General features: G+C 65.2%; 26 protein-coding genes. 14 read left to right on the top strand and 12 right to left on the bottom strand.

Features of this window, described 5'->3' with window-relative positions:
* Positions 1-374 (bottom strand): hypothetical protein (locus tag A8950_RS00980; RefSeq protein ID WP_133611608.1); only part of this gene is annotated, 374 nt, incomplete at its 3' end.
* Positions 375-890: 516 nt separating this feature from the next.
* Here A8950_RS00980 and greB point away from each other — a divergent pair.
* The gene (gene greB / locus A8950_RS00975) at positions 891-1427 is read left to right on the top strand and encodes a transcription elongation factor GreB (protein ID WP_208109689.1); all 537 of its coding nucleotides are present in this window, start codon (positions 891-893) and stop codon (positions 1425-1427) included.
* On the opposite strand, the gene A8950_RS00970 is transcribed toward greB, so the two are convergent.
* Complete coding sequence (locus A8950_RS00970) at positions 1428-2201, bottom strand: SDR family NAD(P)-dependent oxidoreductase (RefSeq protein ID WP_133611606.1); 774 nt, start codon at positions 2199-2201, stop codon at positions 1428-1430.
* A 61-nt stretch (positions 2202-2262) separates the two neighbouring features.
* Entirely contained in the window at positions 2263-3018 is a 756-nt protein-coding gene (locus A8950_RS00965; protein ID WP_208109688.1) for a FadR/GntR family transcriptional regulator, read from the bottom strand.
* Positions 3019-3527: 509 nt separating this feature from the next.
* Here A8950_RS00965 and chvE point away from each other — a divergent pair.
* The 7 genes from chvE to A8950_RS00930 all read left to right on the top strand — a co-directional run bounded on the left by chvE (position 3528) and on the right by A8950_RS00930 (position 11154).
* A complete protein-coding gene (gene chvE / locus A8950_RS00960; protein ID WP_133611604.1) occupies positions 3528-4604 on the top strand; it encodes a multiple monosaccharide ABC transporter substrate-binding protein in 1077 nt (358 codons plus the stop codon).
* 190 nt (positions 4605-4794) lie between these two features.
* Positions 4795-6363: a multiple monosaccharide ABC transporter ATP-binding protein gene (gene mmsA / locus A8950_RS00955; RefSeq protein WP_166644929.1), complete on the top strand. Its 1569-nt coding sequence runs from the start codon at positions 4795-4797 to the stop codon at positions 6361-6363.
* Position 6364: 1 nt separating this feature from the next.
* Positions 6365-7561: a multiple monosaccharide ABC transporter permease gene (gene mmsB / locus A8950_RS00950; protein WP_133611603.1), complete on the top strand. Its 1197-nt coding sequence runs from the start codon at positions 6365-6367 to the stop codon at positions 7559-7561.
* An 11-nt stretch (positions 7562-7572) separates the two neighbouring features.
* Complete coding sequence (araD1, locus tag A8950_RS00945; protein WP_133611602.1) at positions 7573-8568, top strand: AraD1 family protein; 996 nt, start codon at positions 7573-7575, stop codon at positions 8566-8568.
* A complete protein-coding gene (locus A8950_RS00940) occupies positions 8531-9484 on the top strand; it encodes a 2-dehydro-3-deoxygalactonokinase (RefSeq protein WP_166644928.1) in 954 nt (317 codons plus the stop codon). The genes araD1 and A8950_RS00940 overlap by 38 nt, the downstream gene beginning before the upstream one ends.
* A gap of 4 nt (positions 9485-9488) precedes the next feature.
* On the top strand, positions 9489-10121 hold the full coding sequence (locus tag A8950_RS00935; protein WP_133611600.1) for a 2-dehydro-3-deoxy-6-phosphogalactonate aldolase: 633 nt from the start codon (positions 9489-9491) through the stop codon (positions 10119-10121).
* A 7-nt stretch (positions 10122-10128) separates the two neighbouring features.
* Entirely contained in the window at positions 10129-11154 is a 1026-nt protein-coding gene (locus tag A8950_RS00930; RefSeq protein ID WP_133611599.1) for an aldose epimerase family protein, read from the top strand.
* 12 nt (positions 11155-11166) lie between these two features.
* Here the strand turns inward: A8950_RS00930 and A8950_RS00925 are convergent, their stop codons facing one another.
* The 5 genes from A8950_RS00925 to A8950_RS00905 all read right to left on the bottom strand — a co-directional run bounded on the left by A8950_RS00925 (position 11167) and on the right by A8950_RS00905 (position 14833).
* Positions 11167-11922 carry an ABC transporter permease gene (locus A8950_RS00925; protein WP_243735485.1) on the bottom strand — a complete coding sequence of 252 codons (756 nt, stop codon included), beginning with the start codon at positions 11920-11922 and terminating at the stop codon, positions 11167-11169.
* Entirely contained in the window at positions 11919-12617 is a 699-nt protein-coding gene (locus tag A8950_RS00920) for an ABC transporter permease (RefSeq protein WP_133611598.1), read from the bottom strand. Before A8950_RS00920 ends, A8950_RS00925 begins: the two co-directional genes overlap by 4 nt.
* Before the next feature lie 122 nt (positions 12618-12739).
* Positions 12740-13516 carry an ABC transporter substrate-binding protein gene (locus A8950_RS00915; protein ID WP_133611597.1) on the bottom strand — a complete coding sequence of 259 codons (777 nt, stop codon included), beginning with the start codon at positions 13514-13516 and terminating at the stop codon, positions 12740-12742.
* A 245-nt stretch (positions 13517-13761) separates the two neighbouring features.
* The gene (locus A8950_RS00910; protein ID WP_133611596.1) at positions 13762-14049 is read right to left on the bottom strand and encodes a hypothetical protein; all 288 of its coding nucleotides are present in this window, start codon (positions 14047-14049) and stop codon (positions 13762-13764) included.
* Positions 14050-14431: 382 nt separating this feature from the next.
* A complete protein-coding gene (locus A8950_RS00905) occupies positions 14432-14833 on the bottom strand; it encodes a nuclear transport factor 2 family protein (RefSeq protein WP_133611595.1) in 402 nt (133 codons plus the stop codon).
* A 115-nt stretch (positions 14834-14948) separates the two neighbouring features.
* Here A8950_RS00905 and A8950_RS00900 point away from each other — a divergent pair, with 115 nt between their 5' ends.
* Positions 14949-15764, top strand: coding sequence for a helix-turn-helix domain-containing protein (locus A8950_RS00900; RefSeq protein WP_133611594.1), 816 nt, complete (start codon positions 14949-14951; stop codon positions 15762-15764).
* Positions 15765-15878: 114 nt separating this feature from the next.
* Here A8950_RS00900 and A8950_RS00895 read toward each other — a convergent pair whose 3' ends face one another.
* Complete coding sequence (locus A8950_RS00895) at positions 15879-16625, bottom strand: SDR family oxidoreductase (RefSeq protein WP_133611593.1); 747 nt, start codon at positions 16623-16625, stop codon at positions 15879-15881.
* A gap of 112 nt (positions 16626-16737) precedes the next feature.
* On the opposite strand from A8950_RS00895, the gene A8950_RS00890 reads away from it, so the two are divergent.
* Both A8950_RS00890 and argB read left to right on the top strand, forming a co-directional pair.
* Positions 16738-17343, top strand: a complete 606-nt coding sequence (locus A8950_RS00890; protein WP_133611592.1) for a TetR/AcrR family transcriptional regulator — start codon at positions 16738-16740, stop codon at positions 17341-17343.
* A 75-nt stretch (positions 17344-17418) separates the two neighbouring features.
* Positions 17419-18300, top strand: a complete 882-nt coding sequence (gene argB, locus A8950_RS00885; protein ID WP_243735484.1) for an acetylglutamate kinase — start codon at positions 17419-17421, stop codon at positions 18298-18300.
* 13 nt (positions 18301-18313) lie between these two features.
* Here argB and A8950_RS00880 read toward each other — a convergent pair whose 3' ends face one another.
* Positions 18314-19108 (bottom strand): substrate-binding periplasmic protein, encoded by a 795-nt coding sequence (locus tag A8950_RS00880; protein WP_166644927.1) that lies wholly within the window; start codon positions 19106-19108, stop codon positions 18314-18316.
* 163 nt (positions 19109-19271) lie between these two features.
* On the opposite strand from A8950_RS00880, the gene A8950_RS00875 reads away from it, so the two are divergent.
* Positions 19272-21074 carry a potassium/proton antiporter gene (locus tag A8950_RS00875; RefSeq protein ID WP_166644926.1) on the top strand — a complete coding sequence of 601 codons (1803 nt, stop codon included), beginning with the start codon at positions 19272-19274 and terminating at the stop codon, positions 21072-21074.
* 12 nt (positions 21075-21086) lie between these two features.
* Here the strand turns inward: A8950_RS00875 and A8950_RS00870 are convergent, their stop codons facing one another.
* Complete coding sequence (locus A8950_RS00870; protein ID WP_133611588.1) at positions 21087-22286, bottom strand: DUF2336 domain-containing protein; 1200 nt, start codon at positions 22284-22286, stop codon at positions 21087-21089.
* Entirely contained in the window at positions 22286-23917 is a 1632-nt protein-coding gene (locus tag A8950_RS00865; protein WP_133611587.1) for a sensor domain-containing diguanylate cyclase, read from the bottom strand. Before A8950_RS00865 ends, A8950_RS00870 begins: the two co-directional genes overlap by 1 nt.
* A gap of 256 nt (positions 23918-24173) precedes the next feature.
* On the opposite strand from A8950_RS00865, the gene A8950_RS00860 reads away from it, so the two are divergent.
* Together A8950_RS00860 and dapD are read left to right on the top strand one after the other, a co-directional pair.
* Positions 24174-24953 carry a pyrimidine 5'-nucleotidase gene (locus A8950_RS00860; protein WP_243735483.1) on the top strand — a complete coding sequence of 260 codons (780 nt, stop codon included), beginning with the start codon at positions 24174-24176 and terminating at the stop codon, positions 24951-24953.
* Between the two features lie 3 nt (positions 24954-24956).
* On the top strand, positions 24957-25805 hold the full coding sequence (dapD, locus tag A8950_RS00855) for a 2,3,4,5-tetrahydropyridine-2,6-dicarboxylate N-succinyltransferase (protein WP_133611586.1): 849 nt from the start codon (positions 24957-24959) through the stop codon (positions 25803-25805).

Below are 25805 nucleotides of genomic sequence, written 5' to 3'. Positions count from 1 at the left end.
CCGGCTGCCGTCTGGATGTCGAGATTGGGATCGGTCGCCGCCACCACCGCGGCCACGTCGATCTCCTCGCCGGTATTGTCGAGCAGCGTCACGTCGGCTTCGCCCACCGCCGCGATATAGCCCTGCAGGATCACCGTGATGTCGCCGACGCGCACCGCCAGATTGCCGTTGCCGTCGTCAAGCCGCGCCACCATCGCGTCCTGCGGGAAGGGCAGCTGGATCGTCTCGCCCGGCGTCACCTGGATGCGCACCACCGGCTCGCCCGCCGGCAGCTGGACCTGGGTCACCCCCTGCGTCAGCGTCGCCCGCTCGACATCACCCTCATGGGCAATGCCGGTCGTCTCGGTCGGGATGTTGGTGGTGTCGGTGGCCATGGTTCGCTCCCCAGGAAGTGCAAAAGTACCTGCGATGGACACTTATCGCGCGGCAGGCGCTCGCTGTTTCCAGCGGACGCAGATTGCCGTTTTTTCGTACCGGATGATGCCGAGGCTGGCAGAAAGAGTCTCAAGCCTTATTAAAAGTTTTATATAAAATAGTGTGAGAACATTCATTAATCTTCGATTGATCCGCGGTATTATTCCCCATGCCTTCGAAAATTCATGATATTTGACCGATCGATCAGATATTTATCGAAAAAGCGGGCAAGGGCCAGATCCGGTGCCGGCAGCCAGCGGCGCAGATGGTCCATGCGTATAGGCACCAACCATTCGCCCGCCCCTTGCCCGCCTTGTTCGCCATCCCGCCAGGCGCTATCGCTGGTTCCAATGGTGCGCCCTGCCGGCCGTGACCACCCCCCACTGTGCGAGGCGATGGGCGGCCAGGTGCCGGGCGGCCAGGATAACTTGCGGTTTTGGCGGTAGCTGGGGATGCGGAAGGACGGAAGCGGCGCGATGACCGATGCGACGGAAGATGCGGCAGCAGTTCCGCCGGCAGGCGCCAGGAACTACATCACGCCGGCGGGTCTTGCCCGCCTGCAGGCCGAGCGGCAGCAACTCTGGCGGGTCGACCGGCCGGAGATCGTCCGCGTCGTCGAATGGGCCGCCGGCAATGGCGACCGCTCGGAGAATGGCGACTACATCTATGGCAAGCGCCGCCTGCGCGAGATCGACCGGCGCCTGCGCTTCCTCGACAAGCGCATCGCCGCGGCCGAGCCGGTCGACCCGGCGCAGCAGCGGAATCGAGACCAGGTCTTCTTCGGTGCCACGGTCACCTATGTCCGCGAGGACGACCGCGCGGTGACCGTGACCATCGTCGGCACGGATGAAACCGGGATGGCCGGGCCGCAGAGCGAAGGCAGCCGCATCTCCTGGGTCTCGCCGGTGGCGCGCGCCCTGATGAAGGCGCGGGTGGGTGACGTCGTCACCCTGCGCTCGCCGACCGGCAGCGAGACGCTTGAGATCCTGGCGATCAGCTATCCCGATTGCTGATCACACCCAGCCGCCGTCGACGGTGAATTCCTGAGCCGAACACATCTTCGAATCGTCGGCCGCCAGGAACAGCACCATCTGCGCGATGTCGACCGGCATGACCCGGCCGGCGAGGCATTGCTGGCGGTCGATCTCGGCCCCGCTCTCCGGCGTCACCCACAGTTTCAGCTGCCGCTCGGTCATCACCCAGCCGGGCACCACCGTGTTGACGCGGATATTGTCCTTGCCGACATCGCGCGCCATGCCGCGGGTCAGGCCATGAATCGCGGCCTTCGCCGTCGTGTAGGCAGGCATGCCGCCCTGGCGCGCCTTCCAGCTCATCGATCCGATATTGATGATCGAGCCGGCCTTCTTTGCCGTCATGCCCGGCAGGACCGCCTGCATGGCGAAGAACATGGGCCGCAAGTTGATCGCCATGCGCTCGTCCCAGTATTCGACCGTGGTGTCCTGCCATTTGTGACGCTGGTCGTTGGCGGCGTTGTTCACCAGCACGTCGATCGGGCCGAGTTCGGCCGCGATCTCGGCGATGGTCTTCTGCAGGGCGGCAATGTCGGTGATGTCGCAGCGGCGGAACAGTGGCTTGCGCCCGTATTGCGCCTGCAGCGCATCCTGCAGCCGGTTGCTGCCGTCCACGTCGATATCGACGAAGGCGACGCGGCTGCCTTGTGCCACGAAGCACTCGGTCAACGCAGCACCGATACCGGTGCCGCCGCCGGTGATGAAGACGACCTTGCTGTCGAGCGAGGGAAAGCGGCCGAGTGAACTGAGTTCCATGAATCTTCCTGGCTGATTTTGTGTTGTGCCGTGTTGTGTCTTGTCGCCTCGGCGCCGGGCTTCAGGCCCTGCCGCGGCGCGAGGCCGGTCGGGTGCGACTGCTGGCCACCAGATTGACGATGCGCCGCGTGTCGCGCAACAGGCTGCGCACGGCCTGTCGCGCCGCCTCGGGTTTCTGCGCCCGGATGGCCAGCAGGATCTTGCGATGCCCCGGCAAGGTGCGGCCGATATCGCCGCGCTGGCTGGCGGTATAGGTGAACATGTTCTCGAGCGCCGATTCGATGACCAGTCCCAATGGGACCAGCAATTCATTGCCTGCGGCAAGCAGGATTGCCTGATGGAAACGCGCATCCGCATAGTTCCAGGCGCTGAGGGTTTTTGCCTCAGCCATCTGCAGGAAGGCGGCCTCGATCTCGGCCATCTGTTCGGCATTGCGATTGGCGGCGGCCAACGCTGCTGTTTCCGGTTCGAGGATCTCGCGCACCTGCTGCATGTGGATGAGGAAATGCACCGGGTTGGCGGCGGCGCAATACCAGGCCAGCACATCGCGGTCGAGCAGGTTCCATTGCGCCCGAGGCAGGACGCGCGAGCCGATCTTGGGCCGCGACTGGATCAGGCCCTTGGCCATCAGCATCTTGATCGCCTCGCGCACGGCGGTGCGGCTGACCCCGAACTTCTCGCACCATTCCGCCTCGTTGGGCAGCAGCGTTCCCGGCGCGAATTCGCCCTTGAGGATGCGGGCACCGATATCCTGGGCAACGCTGCGGTGCAGGCTGCTGCGGGCCGGCTGAGCCGCCACCGCGCCCTTGGGCGGCAAGGCCCGCCCGGCACGCGCCCGAGCGCGTGCGGAATTATTTCTGTCGACCCCTGACATATCGCCGGTTTTCCTTTTTTTCCGGGCACTTCTTTTTTTCGACCGCGTGCATGTTTCCAGCGTCCGGTCGTTTGCGTCGGCAATCTCGCCGATGCCGCAAGCGATGTCCAGCACTCTCCCTATTTATCATACAAACGACGATTGCCGCTCTGTTTTTTGTATGATAAAAGCCGAATTCAACGATCGGTCAAGCCGCCTGGAAACCGGCGGCTACAAGAACCGGCACCAGACAGCCTCCGGGAGGGGCGGGACATGAAACACCAGCCAATCGGCCTGTTGCATCCGGCACGTTCAGCTCGCGCCGCGGCCGGGCCTTCCGCAACGCAATTGCCGCGTCACGCGATCGTGTAGCGTCTCCGGCGATTGCCCGGTGGCAGAATATGCCCGATCCTTCGGCCACAGCGACCGCATTCGATCAACCCCAACAGAACCAACGTCACGGGAGGAACAACGTGAAGAAACTGCAATCCCTTCTGACCGCCGCCGCCTTCGGTCTGATGACCGTCGCGGCCACGGCCATGAGCCCGGCCACGGCCCAGGACAAGGGCGTCATCGGCATCGCCATGCCGACCAAATCGTCGGCGCGCTGGATCGACGACGGCAACAACATGGTGAAGGTGTTTACCGACAAGGGCTATGGCACCGACCTGCAATATGCCGAGGACGATATCCCCAACCAGCTCGCCCAGATCGAGAACATGATCGCCAAGGGCGTCAAGGTCCTGGTGATCGCGGCGATCGACGGCACGACGCTTTCTCAGGCACTGCAGCAGGCAGCCGATTCCGGCATCAAGGTCATCGCCTATGACCGCCTGATCCGCGATTCCGCCAATGTCGACTACTACGCCACCTTCGACAATTTCCAGGTCGGCGTGCTGCAGGCGACCTCGCTCACCGATGCGCTGGGCCTCGACGAAGGCAAGGGTCCCTTCAATATCGAGCTGTTCGGTGGTTCGCCGGACGACAACAATGCCTATTTCTTCTATGACGGCGCCATGTCGGTGCTGCAGCCCCATATCGACAGCGGCAAGCTGGTGGTGCAGAGCGGCCAGATGGGCATGGACAAGGTCGGCACACTGCGCTGGGACGGCGCCGTCGCCCAGGCCCGCATGGACAACCTGCTCTCGGCCTATTACGCCGACAAGCGGGTCGATGCGGTGCTGTCGCCCTATGATGGACTTTCGATCGGCATCCTCTCCTCGCTGAAGGGGGTTGGCTATGGCAGCGGCGACATGCCGATGCCCTTCGTCTCCGGCCAGGACGCGGAAGTGCCCTCGATCAAGTCGATCCTCGCCGGCGAGCAGTATTCGACGGTGTTCAAGGACACCCGCGAGCTCGCCAAGGTGACGGCCGAGATGGTGGACGCCCTGCTGGCCGGCAAGGAAGTGCCGGTCAATGACACCAAGACCTATGACAACGGCGTCAAGGTGGTGCCGTCCTACCTGCTGAAGCCGGTGGCGGTCGACAAGTCCAACTGGGAAGAGATCCTGGTGGGCAGCGGCTATTACACCAAGGACCAGATCCAGTAATCAGCCTCCCCGGGCGCGTTCCGCTGCATTGCGGTACGCGCCCGGTTTTCATTCGACCCCTGTTTTGATTGAATTTCGCCGCCGGCTCTGATGTGCTGAAAGTCGACCAGACCTGATGGCCGGCTTTTTTGTTTGGGCGCCGCGCAGCGGAGACGCCGAGCAGGGAGCCAGGCTGGAACAAGCGGCATCCATGGACATGATTGCAAAACAGGCCGGCATTGAGGTCGGCAAGACGCCGATTCTGGAGATGCGGGGGATCACCAAGACCTTCCCCGGCGTCAAGGCGCTCGACAATGTCAACATTTCGGTCCGCGCGGGCGAGATCCACGCCGTGGTGGGCGAGAACGGCGCCGGCAAATCGACCCTGATGAAAGTGCTTTCCGGCGTATACCCGCATGGCAGCTATTCCGGCGAGATCCATTTCGAAGGCGAGGAGCGGCGATTTCGCGACATCGCCGACAGCGAGAAGCTCGGCATCATCATCATCCACCAGGAACTGGCGCTGGTCCCGCTGCTCTCCATCACCGAGAACATCTTCCTCGGCAACGAACTGGCCAGCAAGGGCGTCATCAACTGGCCGCTCGCCTTCAAGCGCACCCAGGAATTGCTGGCCAAGGTCGGCCTCAGGGAATCGCCGGACGAACTCATCACCAATCTCGGCGTCGGCAAGCAGCAACTGGTCGAGATTGCCAAGGCGCTGGCCAAGAAGGTGCGCCTCCTCATCCTCGACGAGCCGACCGCCAGCCTCAACGAGAGCGACAGCGACGCGCTCCTCACCCTGCTGATGGAATTCCGCCGCCAGGGCATCTCGTCGATTCTCATCTCGCACAAATTGAACGAGATCCTGAAGGTGGCGGACCGCGTCACCGTGCTGCGCGATGGCGCCACGGTCGATTTGCTGGATTGCCATGCCGAGGCGGTGAGCGAGGATCGCATCATCCGCGCCATGGTGGGGCGCGAGCTGAAGGACCGCTATCCACCGCGCGTACCGAAGGTCGGCGAGAAGCTGCTCGAGGTCAGCAACTGGGTGGTCTATGACGCCCAGCACGCCGACCGGCAGAAGATCAAGGGCATCGACATCCATGTCTGCAAGGGCGAGGTGGTCGGCATCGCCGGCCTGATGGGTGCCGGCCGCACCGAGCTCGCCATGTCCATCTTCGGCCATTCCTATGGCCAGAAGATCAGCGGCGAGGTGCGCATGCATGGCCGTCCGATCGATGTCAGCACCATCCAGAAGGCGCTCGGCCACGGCATCGCCTATGCGACCGAGGACCGCAAGACCTATGGTCTCGTCCTGATCGACGACATCAAGCGCAATGTGACTTTGGCCAACCTGCCCGGCGTGTCCAGCAACGGCGTCATCGATGACGGGCGCGAACTGACCGTCGCCAACGGTTTCAAGCGCGAGCTCAATATCCGCGCGCCATCTGTCTTCCAGCAGACGGTAAATCTGTCCGGCGGCAATCAGCAGAAAGTGGTGCTGTCGAAATGGCTGTTCGCGGAGCCCGAGGTGCTGATCCTGGACGAGCCGACGCGCGGCATCGACGTGGGCGCCAAATACGAAATCTACACCATCATCAACCGCCTGGCCGAATCCGGCAAGGGCATCATCGTGGTGTCGTCGGAAATGCCGGAACTGCTTGGCATCTGCGATCGCATCTATGTGATGAACGAGGGCAAAATTGTCGGCGAGATGCCGGCCAGGGAGGCGTCGCAGGAAAAGATCATGCACGCCATCATGAAGTCGTGGGAAAACTGAGATGACCGATCAAGCGGCACCGCGCGAGGCGACTGCGCCGAAGAACAACATCGTCGCCTTCATCAAGAGCAACATCCGCGAATACGGCCTGCTGATGTCGCTCATCGTGATCATGGTCTTCTTCCAGATCGTGACCGACGGCGCGCTGTTCAAGCCGCTCAATCTCACCAACATCGTGCTGCAGAACAGCTATATTGTCATCATGGCGCTGGGCATGCTGCTGATCATCGTGACCGGCCACATCGATCTGTCCGTGGGGTCGGTGGCCGGCTTCATCGGTGCCGTCGCTGCCGTCCTCATGGTGCAGATGCATGTGCATTTCGCGCTGGCCGCGATCGTCTGCCTCGCCGTTGGCGCCGCAATCGGCGCCGCCCAGGGATATTTCGTCGCCTATCAGAAGATTCCCTCCTTCATCGTGACCCTGGCCGGGATGCTGGTCTTCAAGGGCCTCGCGCTCTATGTCCTGCAGGGCAAGTCGGTCGGCCCCTTCCCGCCGGAATTCCAGCTGCTTTCCTCGGGCTTCATCCCGAATGTCGGCGACATCAAGTTCCACATCGTCTCGATGCTGATCGGCATCGGCGTCACCATCCTGGTGATCTATTTCAACTTCCGCGACCGGCGCAACCAGCAGGCCCACGGCCTGGTTGAGGAGCCGCTCGCCTTCTTTGCCGCGCGGAACATCCTGGTCGCCGTGGGCTTCCTGCTGTTCTCCTATCTGCTGGCCTCCTATCGCGGCCTGCCGAACGTGCTCATCGTCATGTTCGCGCTGATCGCCCTTTATGCCTTCGTCACCTCCTCGACCACCATCGGGCGGCGCATCTATGCCCTTGGCGGCAACGAGAAGGCGGCCAGGCTTTCCGGCATCAAGACCGAGCGCCTGACCTTCTATACCTTCGTCAACATGGGCGTCCTCGCGGCCCTGGCCGGGCTCATCTTTGCCGCCCGCCTCAACACCGCGACGCCGAAGGCCGGTCTTGGCTTCGAACTCGACGTCATCGCTGCGGTCTTCATCGGCGGCGCCTCGGCCTCGGGCGGTGTCGGCAAGGTCATCGGCGCCGTGATCGGCGCCTTCATCATGGGCGTCATGAACAACGGCATGTCGATCCTCGGCATCGGCATCGATCTGCAGCAGCTAATCAAGGGCATGGTGCTGCTGGCCGCGGTTTTCCTCGACGTCTACTACAAGAAGAAAGCCTGAAGGACTTCCCCATGCGTCTCATCCAGTTCGCCCGCCAGGGCAAGCGGGGCGTCGCCCGCATCAAAAACGGCCAGGCGATCGTGGTGCCGCTGGCCGACCGCGTCATCGATTTAGCCAATGCAGCGCTTGCCGACGGCCGCTCCCTGACGGCCGAAGTAGAGGCACGGGGCGAGGGCGAGCGGCTGGATTACGCGGCACTGCTCAAGGCAGGCGAGGTACTGGCGCCGGTCGACCATCCCGACCCGACGCATTGCTTCGTCGCCGGCACCGGCCTTACCCATCTGGGCTCGGCAGATACGCGCGACAAGATGCACCAGAAGGTCGCCGGCGATGTCGAGAGCCTGACCGATTCCATGAAGATGTTCCGCCTGGGGCTGGAGGGCGGCAAGCCGAAAGACGGCCTCCCCGGTGTGCAGCCGGAATGGTTCTACAAGGGCGACGGCTCGATCGTCGCCAGGCCGGGGGCGGCGCTTGAATTCCCGTCCTTCGCACTCGATGGCGGCGAGGAGCCGGAGGTGGCCGGCATCTATCTGAACGACGCCCAGGGCCGGCCCTGGCGACTCGGCTTTGCCATCGGCAACGAATATTCTGACCACGTGACCGAGCGACAGAATTATCTCTACCTCGCCCATTCCAAATTGCGCGCCTGCGCGATCGGGCCGGAACTGCTCCTGGGCGAGTTGCCGGACCATGTCGAGGGCGAAAGCCGCATCTGGCGCAATGGCAAGCTGCTGTGGCAGAAGCCTTTCGTCTCGGGCGAGCGCAACATGTCACACACCATCGCCAATCTGGAATACCACCATTTCAAGTACCGCCAGTTCCGCCGGCCGGGCGATCTCCACATCCATTTCTTCGGCACGGCGACCCTGAGCGTCGGCGACGGCATCGTGCCGGAGCCCGGCGATGTGTTCGAGATCGAGGCGCCGGTTTTCGGCGCCCCGCTGCGCAATGCCCTGGGCGCAAAGGGCAATGACGATTTCCAGCTGGGCGGCGTCGGATCGCTCTGACGTGGAGATTGCCTGCATCGCCATCGACTGGGGCACCAGCAACCGGCGTGGCTGGGCGCTGGATGCCGGCGGCACCGTGCTGGAGCGACGCGGCGACGACCAGGGCCTGTTGGCAGTCGCCGCCGCTGGTGGGAATTTTGCGGAATCACTCGCGGCCTTTGCGCAAGGCTGGCTGGGTGCGCCAGTCATCATGGCCGGCATGGTGGGAAGCCGCGCCGGCTGGCGCGAAGCGCCCTATCTCGAGACGCCGGCGCGCCTCGCGGATCTCGCCGGCAGCTTGATCACGCTGCCGGCCGTGGCGGGAAGCGAGATCCGCATCGTGCCCGGGATGGCGAAGCGGAATAGGCTACAGCCGGACGTCATGCGCGGCGAGGAATGCCAGTTGCTGGGCGCGCGGCTGGTGCGCGGCATCGAAGACGGCCTCTTCCTGCTGCCGGGAACCCATGCCAAATGGGCCAGGGTCGAGGCCGGGCGCCTCGTCGATTTCCGCACCTATATGACGGGCGAGATTTTCGGCCTGATGAGCCGGCAGGGCAGCCTCGCCCAGGTCGTCAGCGGAGATTCCTTCGACGCCGACGCTTTCCAGCGCGGCATCACCCGAGCGCGTGAAACATCGGCCGGCGGCATTACGCACCAGCTTTTCGGCGTGCGCAGCCTGTCGCTGTTCGGCGAACTGACACCGGCGAATGCCGGTTCCTATCTCTCCGGCCTCCTCATCGGTACCGAGATGCAGGATGCGCTTTCCTGGGCCAGGCCGGCGAGGCAGGTCGTCGCCATCGGTTCCGCCGCGCTGCTGGCGCGATACGCGGCGGCGGCAGCCTTCTTCGACATCACCCTCGACAGGCTGGAGAGCGACGCTATTCTGCCCCCGGCCCTGTTCGCGCTGGCAAAAGAGGCCGGCCTCTTGAGGAGATAGCGCCATGACGGATCTGCGCAGCTGGCTCGAGGAGCTGCCCATGATCGCCATCCTGCGCGGCATCACGCCGGCGGAAGCCGACGGGGCGCTCGACGCGCTGGATAACGCCGGTTGGCGCGTGGTCGAGGTGCCGCTCAACTCGCCGGACGCGCTGACGACGTTGAAGCGTATGGTGGCCAAGGCGGACGGGCGCATGCTGGTGGGCGCCGGCACTGTTCTCAGTGTCGACGAGGTTCATGCCATTGCCGATGCCGGCGCCCGGCTGATGGTGGCCCCCAATTGCGACCCGGATGTGATTCGCGCGGCGAAGCAACGCGGGCTCGTCACGGCTCCCGGTGTTGCCACCCCGAGCGAGGCCTTTGCGGCTCTTGCCGCCGGCGCCGAGGCCCTCAAGATGTTTCCGGGCGAAGCCCTGCCGCCCAGGGTGGTGAAAGCCTGGCGCGCGGTTCTGCCCCAAGGCACGCTGCTTCTCCCGGTGGGTGGTGTTTCGCCAGACAATATCGGTGACTACCTCAGGGCCGGCGCCGACGGTTTTGGCATCGGCACTGCGGTCTACAAGCCCGGCATGAGTGCCGCGGATATTCGCTCCGCCGCCGCGAAACTCGCTGATTCCTTCCGTGCGGCGCGGATGGGATGAGGCCGGCATGAGTATCAGCCCTTTCGGCCTGCTCGACGATGGCGCGGCGGTCGAGCGCATCGAAATCGACAGCGGCGGCGTTACGCTTGGCGTGCTCACCCTCGGTGCCACGATCCAGGATCTGCAGGTCGATACCGGCAAGGGCGCGCAGCGACGCGTGCTGGGCTTCGCACAGCTCAGCGACTACCGCGCCCATTCGCCCTATTTTGGCTGCATCGCCGGGCGCTATGCGAACCGCATCGCCGAGGGAATCTGCCGCATCGACGGAAAGACCTACCAGCTGACCCGCAACGAGGCGGGCCGCACCCATCTTCACGGCGGCGAGCGCGGCTTCAGCCACCGGATCTGGTCACTGCGCGACCAAGGGCCCAGCCACGTGACGCTCGAACTCCAATCGGCGCATGGCGAGGAGGGCTATCCCGGCAATCTCCTGGCGCGCTGCACCTATCGCGTGACCGGCGATGGCGAAATCACCCTGGAGCTCGGCGCCACCACCGACCGGGCGACCATCGTCAACCTGGCCGCGCACAGCTATTTCAACCTGGATCTTGACGAGGGCGCGGAGAACATCCTCGACCATCTGCTGGAGGTGCCGGCGGCACATTACCTGCCGGTGGATGCGCATCTCATTCCGACCGGCGAGATTGCCGCCGTCGGCGGCACGCCCTTCGATTTCCGCGTGGCGCGCAGCATTCGCGCGGCAGGCGACTCGCCATCGGCCTATGACCACAATCTGGTGCTGGCGCGGAAACGCCTGGCGGAACCACGACCGGTCGCGCGCCTCATCGGCCCCTTGAGCGGGACGATGCTCGAAATCCGATCGACCGAGCCGGGCCTCCAATTCTATGACGGTGCGCGCGTCGGCCCACTGGTACCGGGCCATGACGGCCGGCGCTACGGCGCCTATGCCGGCCTCTGCCTGGAGCCGCAGAACTTCCCCGATGCGCCCAACCGGCCGGATTTCCCCGATCCCGTATTGCGCCCGGGCGAGAGCTATCGCCAGGTGACGGTCTATCGCTTCAGCGGGGTCTGACGAAGCGAGAAGCTACTCCGCCGGCGCCGGCTTCGGTCCCTCCGCCGGCCGGTCGCGCAGGTGCCCGGACAGGCGATGCTCTAGCTTGTTGAACAGCCAGATCATCAGATAGGTGATGGCGCAATAGATGGCGCCGACGAAGAACCAGACCTCGAAGGTGCGGAACGAGCGCGAGATGATGACGCGCCCGACGCCGGTCAGATCCATCAGCGTGATGATGCTGACGAGAGATGTCGCCTGGAACAGGAACACTACCTCGTTGGTATAGGCCGGCAGTGCCATCCGGATCGCCTTGGGGAGGACGATGCGCCGATAGAGCCGGAAGCCCGACATGCCATAGGCCCGCGCCGCCTCGACCTCGCCGAAGGGTACCGCCTGGATGGCGCCGCGCAGGATCTCGGCGGTATAGGCGGCAGTGTTGAGGGTCAGCGTCAGGATGGCGCAGAAATAGGGCTCGCGCAGCAGGCGCCAGACGCCGATGTCCTCGAAGAAATCGCGGAACTGGCCGCTGCCGTAATAGACCAGGAACAGCTGCACCAGGAGCGGCGTGCCGCGGAAATAGAAGATGTAGCCATAAACCGGCCAGCGCAGCAGCGGATTGGCCGAGATGCGCGCCAGCGCCAGCGGCAGGGCGAGGACGAGGCCCAGCGCCACGCTGAGTGCGGTGATCTCGATGGTCAGCAGCGTCCCCCACAGGAACCGGTCGAGGTTGTTCCAGACCGGGGCGAAGCGGGTGTCGGCAAAGAGGAGATCGAGGCTTTCCATCATGACGAGATCCGCCGGATGCCGCGATTGGCCCATTTCTCGGCGCGGTGCTGCAGAGCCATCGAGATGATGGTGAGGCCGAGATAGAGGAAGGAGGCAGTCAGATAGAAGGTAAAGGGCAGCTTGGTGTTGCGAGCCCCGATATCGGTCCAGCGCATCAGTTCCTCAAGCTGGATCACCGACATGAGGGCCGTCGCCTTCAGCAGCACCAGCCAGGTATTGCCGAGGCCGGGCAGCGCGAAGCGCCAGACCTGGGGCATCATGATCCGGCGCAGGGTCAGGAAGGGCGACATGCCGAGCGAGCGCGCCGCCTCGATCTGGCCTTTCGGGATTGCCTGGAAGGCGCCGCGGAACACCTCGGTTGCGAAGGCACCATAGATGACGCCCAGCGTCAGCACGCCGGCGGTGAAGGAATCGATGTCGATCAGGACCTCGCCGCCGGTCAGTTCGGAGAGCGCCCATTGCAGGAAGATGGTGACGCCATAATAGACGATGAGGATCAGCACCAGTTCAGGCACGCCGCGGACGACGGTGGTGTAGACATTGGCGATGGTGTTGGCCGGCCTGAATTTGGCGAGTTTCCCCCAGGCGCCCAGCAGGCCCATGACGATCGCCACCGGCGCCGTGCAGAGCGCCACCGCGATGGTGATCGTGATGCCCTGCCAGAAGACCCAGCCGTATCCCTGATAGATATCCAACGACGCCCCCCTGATTGACGGCCCGATGCGGGCCCGGCGCCCACCGCCAGAAACGCGGACGCCGCGCCCGGCCGGATCGACCGGTCGGACGCGGCGCTGTCAGCGCGGATCGGACGACCGGCTCAGTTGCCGTAGACGTCGAAGGCGAAGTACTTGTCGTTGATGGCCTTGTAGGTGCCGTCGGCGAGAATCGTCTCGATCGCCTTGTTGAGGCCATCGAGCAGTTCCGGCTCGCCCTTGCGCACCGCGATGCCGGCGCCCTCGCCATGCCATTTCGGCTCGTTGTAATCCGGGCCGACGAACTCGAAATCGGCACCCTCGGGCGTGGCCAGGAAACCTTCCAGCAGGGCGACGGAGTCGGCCATCACCAGATCGACGCGGCCGGAGACGAGATCGGCATTGGCCTCGTCCTGGGTCGCATAGACGCGGATGTCGATATCCTTGAAATTGTCGCGCAGGAAGTTCTCGTGGATGGTGGCGCGCTGCACGCCGACGGCCTTGCCGCCCAGCGTGTCATAGCCGACGTCGAGACCAGCGCCCTTCTTGGCGATGAACTTGGCCGGGGTATTGTAGTATTTCTTGGTGAAGTCAACGACCTGCTTGCGCTCGTCGGTGATCGACATCGAGGCGATGATGGCGTCATACTTTTTGGCATTGAGGCCGTCGATGATGCCGTCCCAATCCTGCACCACGAATTCGCAGTCGAAATTGGCGGCCTTGCACAGCGCCTTGGCGATGTCGACGTCGAAGCCGACCAGCTCGCCATTGGCATCGATCGAGTTGAACGGCGGATAGGCACCCTCGGTGCCGATCTTGACCTTCTTCATCTCGGCGGCGGCGCCGGTGGCACCCATGACCATGATTGCGCCGGCGACAAGCCAGGCGAACGACTTCTTCATTGTTCTGCTCCCTTGATAAAGCCCTGCATCTTGCTTTTCTTGAGCCGGACCGGCATTGCGACCTGTCCGTTCGGCTAAGACACTAGCCCCGCCATGGCCTTTTGGCAATCTGGGCAAATCGACGGAAAAGGCCGTCGATTCAACGACACGTTGGCCGTTTCGACATCACGATCGCGGCACCGGGAGCAGGCGGGACGCAGTCGGATTGCGCCGGGACGCGCCTCGCCCGTCTCGCCCCGGGCCCGCTATCCGGTCTTGAGGCGCACGACCACATCGGTCGGCTCGGGCGCATGCGGCGCCAGGGCGGTCCGCTCCATATCGGCCCAGCTCGCCAGGCGAACGATATTGCCGGTTGCCGTGCCGTCCGGCAGGCTGCCGATCTTCTCGACGATCTCGAGCCCGTCCTTGTCGAGGAAGTAGGTATGATGCCCGAAGAGCGGTATGAGTTGGGCCATCATCGGATGATCCTCGGGCAGGACCTGGGCGCTGATTTCCTTGGTGGCGTGCTGGATCTGTCTGGCTGAAAGCTTCAAGACGATTCTCCTTGCGTTGAATCGTGCCGCCTCGTGAAGCCGGGTACTTGGAACCGGGTTCATGAGGGCGCTCGGATGTGCTGCGAGTATCGGCCGCCGAAAACCGCCCGGCGGCGTCTGCGCAAGCTGCGTCACCCTATTGCTGCAGTTCTGCGCTGCACTGGGCTTGCCTCTAGAACTGGGGCATGTGGGCGACGTATCAACCCCGCGCGGTCCAAAATACCGCCGCGCGCCGGCAAATCGCGGCATTTTGCCTGCATGGGTCGCATTTCTGATGCAGCACCAAACCCTTGGTCACCGTGTCGACAGCATAGCGCGCGGTGCTGCCGCCGCATCCGGCCGCTGATGGAGCCTTGTCCGCAGCGGCCGGATGCGGTTGGCATCATAGGTTCACGGCATCGAGAAAGCCGGTCACGCTGACGAAGCGGCCCGCCTCGTCAAGCCGGGCAAAATCGGTACCTTCCACGGCCGGACTCGGCCGGGCGACGCCGTTCTGCTCCAGCGACCACGAAAAGCGCAGGCAGTCGTTGTGGGCGTCGACACCTTCCTTGAGCGTGAAGGAATGCCCGGCAAAGCGCCCCTGCACGGCGGCAATGAGACCGTCGATTTCGTCGATGCCCGTCCCCTGCATCAGCGGATCCACATAGCTTGCGCCCGGCTGCCAGAATTGCGCCAGCAGGGCACGGCGGCGATCGCCATCGGTCTCGTTCCAGCAGGCGATATAGCGGCGAGCGGCCGCGACTGCGTCGGCCTGGCTGGAGTCGGGTACGGTGTTGTCGCGCATGTTCGTCTCCGGTTTGCTTGTTTCGACGTACCACCATTCGCGCATCTGGGGTCATGCCGTCGATTACGCCGAAGGTAATGGCGGGCGATTCCATCGAACCCTATAATTCGCGGCCATGATTGCCCCCCGGAAACAGGACCTGTCCCGCATCGCCGCACCGTCGATCGGCGATCTCGTCAAGCACTGGCGGGGCCTGCGGCGCCTCAGCCAGCTGGATCTGGCCCTTTCCGCCGGAATGTCGACCCGACACCTCTCCTTCATCGAGACCGGTCGCGCCGCACCCAGCCGCGAGATGGTCATGCGCCTCGCCGCGCAGCTCGAGTTGCCGCTGCGTGCACGGAACCGCCTGCTGCTGGCGGCGGGATTCGCCCCGGCCTATGCCGAGCGCAGCATCGACGACCCGGACCTCGCCGGCATAAGGGCCGCCATCGAGCGATTGCTGGCAGCGCAGGCGCCCTATCCGGCGCTCGCCATCGACCGGCACTGGAACTTGCTGGCGGCCAACAGCAGCCTGACCCCGCTATTGGCGGGGGCTGCTCCGGAACTGACGACACCGCCGGTCAATGTGTTGCGCCTTGCGCTGCATCCCGCCGGCATCGCGCCGCGCATTCTCAATTTTGCCGAATGGCGCGAACATCTCATGGCCCGGTTGCAGCGACAGATAGCGGCTAGCGGTGACCCGGTCCTTGGCGAACTGGCTGCGGAGTTGGCGGCCTATCCAGCCGCGGCGAACAGCGATGTCGGCAGCGCGGACGAGGCCGACATCGCCGTCAGTCTGCGGCTGCAGGGACCGACGGGGCCCCTCGCATTTCTCAGCACGACCATGGTGTTCGGCGCGCCCCATGACGTCCTGCTCTCGGAACTGGCCATCGAGATCTTCCTGCCGGCCGATGACGCGACCGTGGCTGCCCTGCAGGCCCTGGCGCAGTGATCATCCCGGGCCGCGTGTTGCCGTTGGCCGCGCCTTCCCGACACGAGGTTGCCCGCCGGTGCTGGCGGTTTGCACAGGTTGTTGCCCTGATCGGGCCCAGGATCTGGATAAGGATCAGGCATTGAGCCCGGCATCGATGGTGAGCGCTGTCCCGGTGATGCCGCGCGCCTCGGGACGCGCCAGATAGGCGACGCCGCCGGCAATCTCCTCTGGGGTCGCGAATCGGGGGATCGCCATCAGGCCGAGCTGTGCCGGCGCCATCGGCCCGTCGGCCGGGTTCATGTCGGTATCGGTCGAGCCCGGCTGGACCAGGTTGACCGTTATGCCGCGGGGGCCGAGGTCGCGGGCAAGGCCGCGCGTCAGGCCGATGAGGGCCGTCTTGCTCATCGTATAAAGGGTGAGGCCCGGGAACGGGATGCGCTCGGCGAGATTGGAACCGACGGTGATGATGCGACCGCCATCGGGCATCAGCCTTGCAGCCGCCTGGGCGGCGAGGAAGACGCCGCGCACATTGACCGCCATCACTTGGTCATATTCCGCGACCGGGATCTCGCCAAAGGGCGTCAGCGTCGCAATGCCGGCCGAGTTCACCAGGATGTCGAGCCGGCCCAACTCGCCATGGATGCGCGCGATGGCATCCGGCAGGGCGGCAGGATCGCCGCTGTCGGCCGGGACGACCAGTGCGCGGCGCCCGGCAGCCCGGATATCGGCGGCAACCGCCGCAGCCTTCTCGGCCGACCGCGCATAGGTGAAGGCAATGTCCGCCCCCTCATGGGCCAGGCGGCGCGCGATGGCGGCGCCGATGCCGCGGCTGCCCCCGGTGACCAGGGCGACCTTGCCGGAAAGGGAATTCTGCACCATCGGATATCTCCTATTTTTGTATCGTTTGATACATAAATAGTTAGAGCGCTTGCCTGGGCGTTTCAAGAGAATTATGTATCGAAAAGAACAAAAATCGGATGGACAGAACAAAATGGCTGAACGCGGCCGCCCGCGCAGCTTCGACCGCGACCAGGCGCTCGCCCGGGCGATGGAGGTTTTCTGGGAAAAGGGCTATGCCGGGGCCAGCCTCACCGACCTCAAGGCGGCGATGGGGATCAATGCGCCCAGCCTCTATGCCGCCTTTGGCTCGAAGGAACAGCTCTTCGAGGAAGCGGTCGACCGCTACGATGCCAGCGAAGGTCGAGCGCTCTGGGCGGCGTTCAACGCCGCACCCGATGCGCGCTCGGCCATTGCCGCCCTGCTTGCCGCGTCGGCGGATTCCTATGTGGCGCCGGATCGGCCGAAGGGCTGTCTGGTGGTCCTCGGCGCCCTGGTCGGCGGCGAGGCGGAAGCGGTGGTCGCCACCCGCCTTGCCGCGCGCCGCCGCCAGGCGATCGAACGCATCGAACAGCGTCTGCAGGCGGATATCGCCGCCGGGCGCCTGCCCAGGGGCACCGATTGCCGGCGCATCGCCATCTTCTACACCACCCTTCAGCAGGGCATGTCGCTGCAGGCCCGCGACGGCGCCGACCGCGCCACCCTGCGCGCCGTGGCGGAGGCCGCCATGGCGGCCTGGGGCGGTCTTATTTCCGCTTGATTTTGGGGGCCGGCGACCGCACCTTGCGCGCCGGATTTTCCTTCCCCGCAAGGCATGGCGAGCAAAGGCCCCGCGATGAGCATCACCGACACCAAATACTGGCTGAAGACAGCGCGCACCCTGACCGACGCCCTGCCCTATATGCAGAAATATGCCGGCAAGCGCTTCGTCATCAAATATGGCGGCCATGCCATGGTGGACAAGGAGCTGGCCCGGATCTTCGCCCGCGACATCACGTTGCTGCGCCAGGTCGGCATCCTGCCGGTGGTGATCCATGGCGGTGGGCCGCAGATCGGCACCATGCTGAAGCGCCTCAATATCGAATCGCGCTTCGTCGACGGCCTGCGCGTGACCGATGCCGCCGCCATGGAAGTGGTCGAGATGGTGCTTTCCGGCTCGATCAACAAGGAGATCGTCGCCGCCATCAATGCAGCCGGCGGCAAGGCGGTCGGCATCTCGGGCAAGGATGACAACCTGCTCCTCGCCCGCAAGACCGAGATGACCAAGGATGGCGAGCGGGTCGATCTTGGCCTGGTCGGCGAGCCGGACAAGGTCAATCCCGGCATCATCCGCTCGCTGGAGCAGGCCGGCGTCATTCCGGTCATTGCCCCGGTCGGCTTCGGGCCCGACGGCCAGACCTACAACATCAATGCCGATACGGCAGCAGGCGCCATCGCTGCCGCGATCGGTGCCGCGCGCCTCCTGATGCTGACCGATGTGCCGGGCGTGCTCGACAAATCCGGCCAGCTGGTCCAGCAGCTGACCGCCGGCGAGGTCAGGGCGCTGGCTGCCGACGGCACCATTTCGGGCGGCATGATCCCCAAGCTGGAGACCTGCCTGACCGCAGTCGAGAGCGGTGTCGAAGCCGCTGTCATCCTGGACGGCCGCGTGCCGCATTCCATGCTGCTGGAAATCTTCACGCCGCAGGGCATCGGCACGCTGGTGACGCGCGGCTGAACGCGGCCGTCGCTCAATAGGGCGTGCTGGGCGTCAGCCCGTAGGCTTCAAGGACGGCAAAATAATCGTTGCCGCTGCGCTTGCGGCCGAGTGCGGCCTCGAAATCGGCCAGCCTGTCGCGATGCGGCGATGCCTTGCCGAGGCAAAGCACATATTCGAAGGTGTCGATCACCGGGGGCAGCATGACGAGGGCCTCGGCGAGGCCCAGTTCGCGCAGGTAATAGGCGCCCGACGTCGTCGTCACCAGCGCGAGATCGCCCCTGCCCTGCGCCAGTCCCTTGAGATGGGCCACGTAATCGGCCGCGAAATAGACATCGAAACCGGGCTCCAGCAGGTTCTCCTTTGCCCAGCCATTGCCCCGATAGCTGACGAAGCTGAAACCGCCGAGTTCCGCCAGCGATCCCGCCAGTTCCATTTGCCGGCGCGCGGGATGGTCCCGACGGACCAGCGGATGCAGCGGCGCCCGCAGCACCGGCAGCACGCCGCAATCGGCATATTCCCGCCGCGCCGGGGTCGAGATCGTGATGAAGCCATCGGCCTCGCCCTGGCGCACCAGTTGTTGAGCCCGTTCCCAGGGATAGAGTTCTATTTCGACGGCTACACCAACATCCTTGATGAAAATATCGCTGGCGATGTCGATCAGGATGCCGCGCGTGAGCCCGTCCTCGACGAATGAAAGCGGCGGCAGCTTGTCGGCAAAGACCAGACGGACCGGCGGCACCTCATGGGCGAGGACGTCGCCCGGGCCGGCCCCAGGCAACCACGCCAGTGTCGCGGCAAGCAGGCAGCCAAGACGCAAATGTTTCAACAGCGCTCCCTTCATGTCGCTAGCCTAGCAAACAGTGCCGCGACGGTACATCGCGCGATCCACCTTTGCCGCGACGTAACCTCCATGACTATATTGCTGGGTGATGGCGCGAATCATGCCGCCATCACCTGTTTCGGACAGCGACGAAGGAGAATTCCGGGATTTGGCACTGATCAACCACATCATTCTGATCGGCGCAGTGCTTGCCGTGATCAGCATCCTGCTCGGGCAATTGTCGTCGCGCCTGGGAGCGCCGCTGCTGCTGGTCTTCCTGTTGCTCGGCATGCTGGCTGGCGAGGATGGCCTGCTCGGGCTCAGCTTCGATTCCTACGGCGCCACCTATGCGGTGGGCTCCATCGCCCTTGCCATCATCCTGTTCGAGGGCGGCCTGCGCACGCCGCGCGAGGTGGTGCGCCTGGTCTTCTGGCCCAGCCTGACCCTGGCCACGATCGGCGTCGTGCTGACGGCGCTTTGCACCGCCGGCATCGCCGTTCTGGTATTTGGCATGACGCCGCTGGAAGGCGTCCTGATGGGCGCCATCCTGGCCTCGACCGATGCCGCCGCCGTTTTCATGCTGCTGCATGGCCAGGGCGTCGCGGTGAATGCCCGCGTCGGCGGCACGCTGGAGCTGGAATCAGGCATGAACGACCCGATGGCCGTGTTCCTGACCCTGATGGCGGTCGCCTTGATCCAGGCCGGCGCCAGCATGAACGGCTGGGATGTCGCGTGGATCTTCCTGATCCAGCTATTGGGCGGCGGCGCACTCGGCGCCGGTGGCGGCTATGCGCTGCGCTGGCTGCTGGAGCGTCTCAACCTGAGCGCCGGCCTCTATCCGGTGCTGGCCACCGCCGGCGCGCTTCTTATCTTTGCCGGCACGAACGCCCTCAATGCCAGCGGCTTCCTGGCCGTCTATGTCGCCGGCGTGATGCTGGCCCGCGCCCCCTACCGGGCGCAGCAGGTCATCACGCGCTTTCTCGACGGCCTCGCCTGGCTGGCCCAGATCGCCATGTTCCTGATGCTGGGCCTGCTGGTGACGCCGTCCGACCTGGTCTCGAACCTGCTGGGCGCGCTCATCCTCTCGGCCGGCCTCATCCTGGTGGCCCGGCCCGGCGCCGTCCTTCTCTGTCTGCTGCCGTTCCGCTTCAACTGGCGCGAGCGTGGCTTCGTCGCCTGGGTCGGCCTGCGCGGTGCCGTTCCGATTTTCCTCGCCTCGATCCCGATCCTGGCCGGGCTCGAAAACGCGCAAGTTTATTTCAACGTCGCCTTCGTGGCGGTCCTCACTTCGCTGCTGGTGCAGGGCTGGACGATCAGCCGGGCGGCGCGCTTTCTCGGCCTCGAAGTGCCGGCCTCGGCGCCGCACGGGCATGAACTGGACATCAGCCTCGGCCATGGCGCGACGCGCGAACTGGCCGGCTTCCGCGTCATGGAAGGCGCGCGGGCGCTCAACCACACCTATGGCGACCTGCAATTGCCGCCCCAGGTCGACATTGTCAGCGTCATCCGCGAATCGACCCCGCTGCCCGATTTCCGCGCCACCCGGCCCGGCATAGATGATTACGTCATCGCCATCGCCCCGCCGACCGAGATCGCCGGCCTGCACCAGCATTTCGCCGAGCGCGGCAAGGATTCCGGCGGTCTCGCCGGCTTCGGCGAGTTCGTCTTCGATGCCGACACGCCGGCCGACGACCTCGCCCTCATGTACGGAATCGATCTCGGACCCGGCGCCAGGGGGCGCCGCATCGGCGATGTACTGCATGACGCGATGGGCGACCATGTCGTCGCCGGCGACCGCGTCAAATTCAACGAGATCGAGCTGGTGGTGCGCGAGGCGCGCGATGGTCGCATGCGACGCATCGGCCTGGAGCTGGAAGATACCCGCATCCACCTGCCGGTGACGCGGGCTCTGCGCAAGCTGAAACATCCGCTCAAGAGCTGGCGTGCTTTCCGCCGCCTCAACCGGCTGTAACGGCGCCTTCTGTCAACCGGTGAAAAGCTCCAGCTGCCATTCCATCTCGCGCTCGCTCAGCGGGTAGTCGGTGCCGCCGCGCGGGTTCAGGACCTGATGCGGCGCGATGCCGGCGATCTTCAACTGCAACTGCAGGGCCTGGCGCATGGTGAGCCCGGCTTTCCAGGCCAGCGCCGTCACCGCCTTGGCACTCATCGAGGTCAGGATTTTCCGGACAATGGCGGGATTGAGGATGGCATCGCGGGCGAGAGCCGCCGCCACCTGTTCCTGCTTGCCGCCCGCGATCGCCGCCGACATCGCCTCGGCATCGCCGGGCGGCGGCGGAGCGTCGTTCCTGGCGGCATCGCGCTCCCTCGATTCCGCGGCAAGGCGTTTCTTCACCGCCTTGGCGACCGCCTTGGCCGTCGCCCTGTCGAGATCCGGCCGTGCCTGCAGCAAATCGAACAGCGAGGAGGAGACGAAATCGGCGAGCCGCCTGATGGCATTCATCGGCAGCAGCGGGCGTTTCACCAGCGGTTCCTGCCATTCCTCGACCGCCGGCGCCTTGTCGAGGATGATGTCCAGCGTCTCCTCGCGTATGGCGGTATTGCGGTTGTTGAGCAGCGCCGTGATGGTCTCGCTCTCCTCCGGTGCCTCGATCGCGGCGGCGATGATGGCATCGGCCAGTCGCTCGCCGATCTGGGCGCGCCTGGCAATGGCCGAGAGGGCACCCCTGATCGGCCCGCTGCTGATGATCTCCAGCAGATCGGAATCGCTCAGAATCGGCGAATACTGCAGCACCGGCCCGGCCACCCGGATCTCGAGGTCGCGGGCCAGTTCCTGGATGATGTGCGGTGGCGCGTCGGTGAGGTCCTTCAGCGCCTCGGCGACGATGCGGCGCACCTTCACCGCCTGGTCGCGGGCCAGGGTTTCCAGCACCTGGATGGTAAGATCGCGAACCTGCGACCTGGTTTCCTGCGGCAGATCGGGGGCCAATTGGCCGATCTTCACCGCCAGCAATTCGCGCACGCCTTCATCCGCATCGCGCGCCAGCCTGAGATCGGCCTGGCGCGGCGTCGCTGCATTGCCGGCGATGGCGCGCCGCACGGCATTCGACTTGTCCTCGGCCAGGAAATAGAGAATCTCCGGGCGCATGTCGGACCGGGCAGCCAAGCTGCTGCGGTCGCGTTCGCTGCCGGCGGCTGCCAGCCTTTTCGCCTCTTCGTATTCCATCACTCCACCAGTACGAAACCGCCCTTGCCGCCATGCTTGATGCGATACATCGCCTCGTCCGCACGTGCCATCAGCCGCTCGAGATCGTCGACCCCGTCCTGGGCCGCCGGACGCATCAGCGCGATGCCGATCGAAAAGCCGAGCGGCCGGTCGGTGCCCGGCGCGAACCGTGCCAGATCCGCCGCCGCCCGCTGCAATTCCTGGGCCTTCGACTTCGCCTCCTCGGGACCGACGCCGTCCAGCCAGGCCACGAATTCGTCGCCACCAAGGCGCCCGATCGGATCACGCGTGCGCAGATTCTCGCGCAGGATGTCGGCGGTGGCGACCAGTGCCGCATCACCCTGGGCATGGCCGAAGCGATCGTTCACCTGCTTGAAGTTGTCGAGATCGACATACATGAGGGCGCCGCCCTGGCCGTCGAGCCGCGCCCGCGTCACGGCGCGGGCCAGCACGGTCTCGAAGCCGCGTCGGTTGAGCAGGCCGGTGAGCGCGTCGGTGGTGGAAAGCTGGCGCAGCGCCTCGTGACCCTTCAGCTGCTCGATCAGCACCGCCACCTGCTCGGCCAGTTCGGAGAGCAGGAAGATGTCATCGGCCGCCCAGGGCCCGCGCCCGTCCTGGCGCCACAAGACGAGCAGCCCGACCGGGCGCCCTTCGTGGCGGCAGACGAAGGCGATGCCATGGCGGTGGCCGGCATGGCCCATGGCAAGGCCGTTGTCGGATTCGATTGCGGTCGGGGATAGAACGGCATCATCGGCATCGGCGGTGCCGGCGAGGCAGGCACCGATGACGCCGCCGTCCAGCCGGTGGACGCTGCCGAGATCCGCACCAACGGCCTGGATGGCGGTTTCCAGCGCCGCCGCCAGGGCCGAATCGGGGTCGATGTTGCGCCGGAGCGAGCGCATTAGATGCAGCACCAAGCGCTCGCGGTGCCGGGCCTCCGCCAGATCCGCCTCGCGCGCCTTCTGCTCGGTCACGTCCCGGGCAAGGCCGCGGGCGCCGCGGAACGAACCGTCACCCGCTTCCAGCGCCTGGCCCTGGACCAGCAGGCAGACCGGAATGTCGCCGGCACCCTTCAGCCAGATCTCCGCGCCGGCATGCGGTCCCACCCCGGCAAAGGCCGCGTCGGAATCGCTCGAGATGGCAAGGTCGGACGGCTTGCGCCCGATGAGATCGGCCGCGGCAAAACCGAGCGGCCTTTGCCCGGAAACGAAGCTGAACCGACCCTCGGCATCCACCTCCCAGGTGAAATCGGCGGCCCGGTCGACCAGATCCTTGAGGCGCTGCCGGGAATCGATGAGGGCGCCGCGCAGGGCACGCTCCAGGCTGACATCGCGCGCCAGGACCAGCACGGCATTGCCGCAGGGGAGCAGGGTAAGATCGAAGCTGATTGGCCGCGATTGTGCGTCGGTTGGCGGTGCTTCGAGGGCGGCCAGGCGCTGGACCGCGCCCTCCTGCGCGGCGGCGAAGGCGGCGGCGAGTTCCATCGGCGGATGGCGAAGAAGCGGCCGCAGGGCAGCGGCTGCCGCATTGGCCGCAAGTTCCGTCCGGTCCGGCGCCAGCAGCATGGCAGGGCTCAGGTCCCGCGCCAGCGGACCGTCCGCCGCCAGCAGCCTGATGGCGGCAGCCCGCATTTCCCCCGCGTCGGCAGGCTCCGCGCCCGCAGCAGGTCGATCGGCCATATGTGACGGATTCTTGGGCGCCATGAAGCAAGACTGCCCCGGCCACCCTTAATGCCTTATTAAGCAACCCCTTGCCACCGGGCCGGGCAAGGCCATAAGGTCGCCGCGCCCGCCGGCGGCGCTCAACCGGGCGGGCCACTCACCGGACCAGTTCATGCCGATACCAGACGATCCAAATCCGGGCCAAGCAGCAGCAACGCCGCAAGCAATGCCGGATCGCCCCGATCACCGCCTTGCCTTCCGGGGCGCCATGGCCGTACCGGCTGCGTCTGCCGGGCGGGAACCAGAAAGGGTCGGTACCTGGATTTTCGACCTCGACAACACCCTTTATCCTGGCACCTGCCGGTTGTTCGATCAGGTCCAGGTGAAAATCCGGGAATTCATTCGCAGCCATCTCGGGCTCGACGAGGCTGGGGCGCTGGCCCTCCAGAAAAGATACTTCCGTGAGCACATGACCACCCTGCGCGGCCTGATGATCAATGACGGGATCGACCCCAACGCCTTCCTCGATTTCGTCCACGACATCGACCTCTCCGGGGTCGCCCCCGACCCGGCGCTCGACCGCGCCATCGCCGCCCTGCCCGGCCGCAAGGTGATCTTCACCAACGGCTCCGTGCCGCATGTCGAGCGGGTGCTGGCCAGGGTCGGCGTCGATGCCGGCCATTTCGACGGAATCTTCGACATCGTCGCCTCGGATTTCGTACCCAAGCCCGATATCGGCGTTTATCGCCGCCTCTGCGAGACCTTCCGCATCGAGCCCAGCCGCGCCGTGATGATCGACGACATGCCGCGGAACCTGGTGCCGGCACACAATCTCGGCATGACCACCGTGCTGGTCGAGGAGGGCGATGCCTTCGCCGGCCTTGATGACAGCGCCGATGCCGGATCCCAATCCGCTTGCATCCATCACAGTACCGCTAACCTGGCCCAGTTCCTGGCCGCCTGGCTGGCCGCATCCGACAACCAGACGAAGACAGTGGAGAGATAGAAGATGAGCAACCTCGCCAGCGTCATCGACGCCGCCTGGGAAAACCGCGCCGCGATCAACGCCGGCACCAGGGGCGAGGTGCGCGACGCCGTCACCCAGGCCCTGGCCGATCTTGACGCCGGCCGTGCCCGAGTCGCCGAGAAGATCGACGGCAAATGGCATGTGTACCAGTATCTGAAAAAGGCGGTGCTGCTCTCCTTCCGTCTCAATGATTCCTATGTGGTACCGGGTGGCGGCGGCTTCCCGGGCGGTGACGCCGCCTGGTTCGACAAGGTGCCCTCCAAATTCGCCGGCTGGGGCGAGAGCCAGTTCAAGGCCGCCGGCTTCCGCGCCGTGCCGGGCTGTGTCGTGCGCCAGAGCGCCTATGTGGCGCCCAGCGTTGTCGTGATGCCGAGCTTCATCAATGTCGGGGCCTATGTGGATAGCGGCACCATGGTCGATACCTGGGTCACTGTCGGCTCTTGCGCCCAGGTCGGCAAGAACTGCCATATCTCGGGCGGCGTCGGCCTGGGAGGTGTGCTCGAACCTTTGCAGGCGGGCCCCGTCATCATCGAGGATGATTGCTTCATCGGTGCCCGTTCCGAGATCGTCGAAGGCGTCGTGGTCGAGACCGGCTCGGTCGTCTCGATGGGTGTCTTCATCGGCGCCTCGACCAAGATCGTCGATCGCGTCACCGGCGAGGTGCATATGGGCCGCGTGCCGGCCTATTCGGTCGTTGTGCCTGGGGCATTGCCGGGCAAGCCGCTGCCCGACGGCTCGCCGGGTCCCAGCCTCTATTGCGCCGTCATCATCAAGCGCGTCGACGAGAAGACCCGCGCCAAGACCTCGATCAACGATCTGCTGCGCGATTGA

The organism is Dongia mobilis (assembly GCF_004363235.1).
Taxonomy (GTDB): Bacteria; Pseudomonadota; Alphaproteobacteria; order Dongiales; family Dongiaceae; genus Dongia; species Dongia mobilis.
Note: the sequence above shows the minus strand (reverse complement) of the source record. Positions and strands in the feature narration are given on the sequence as shown.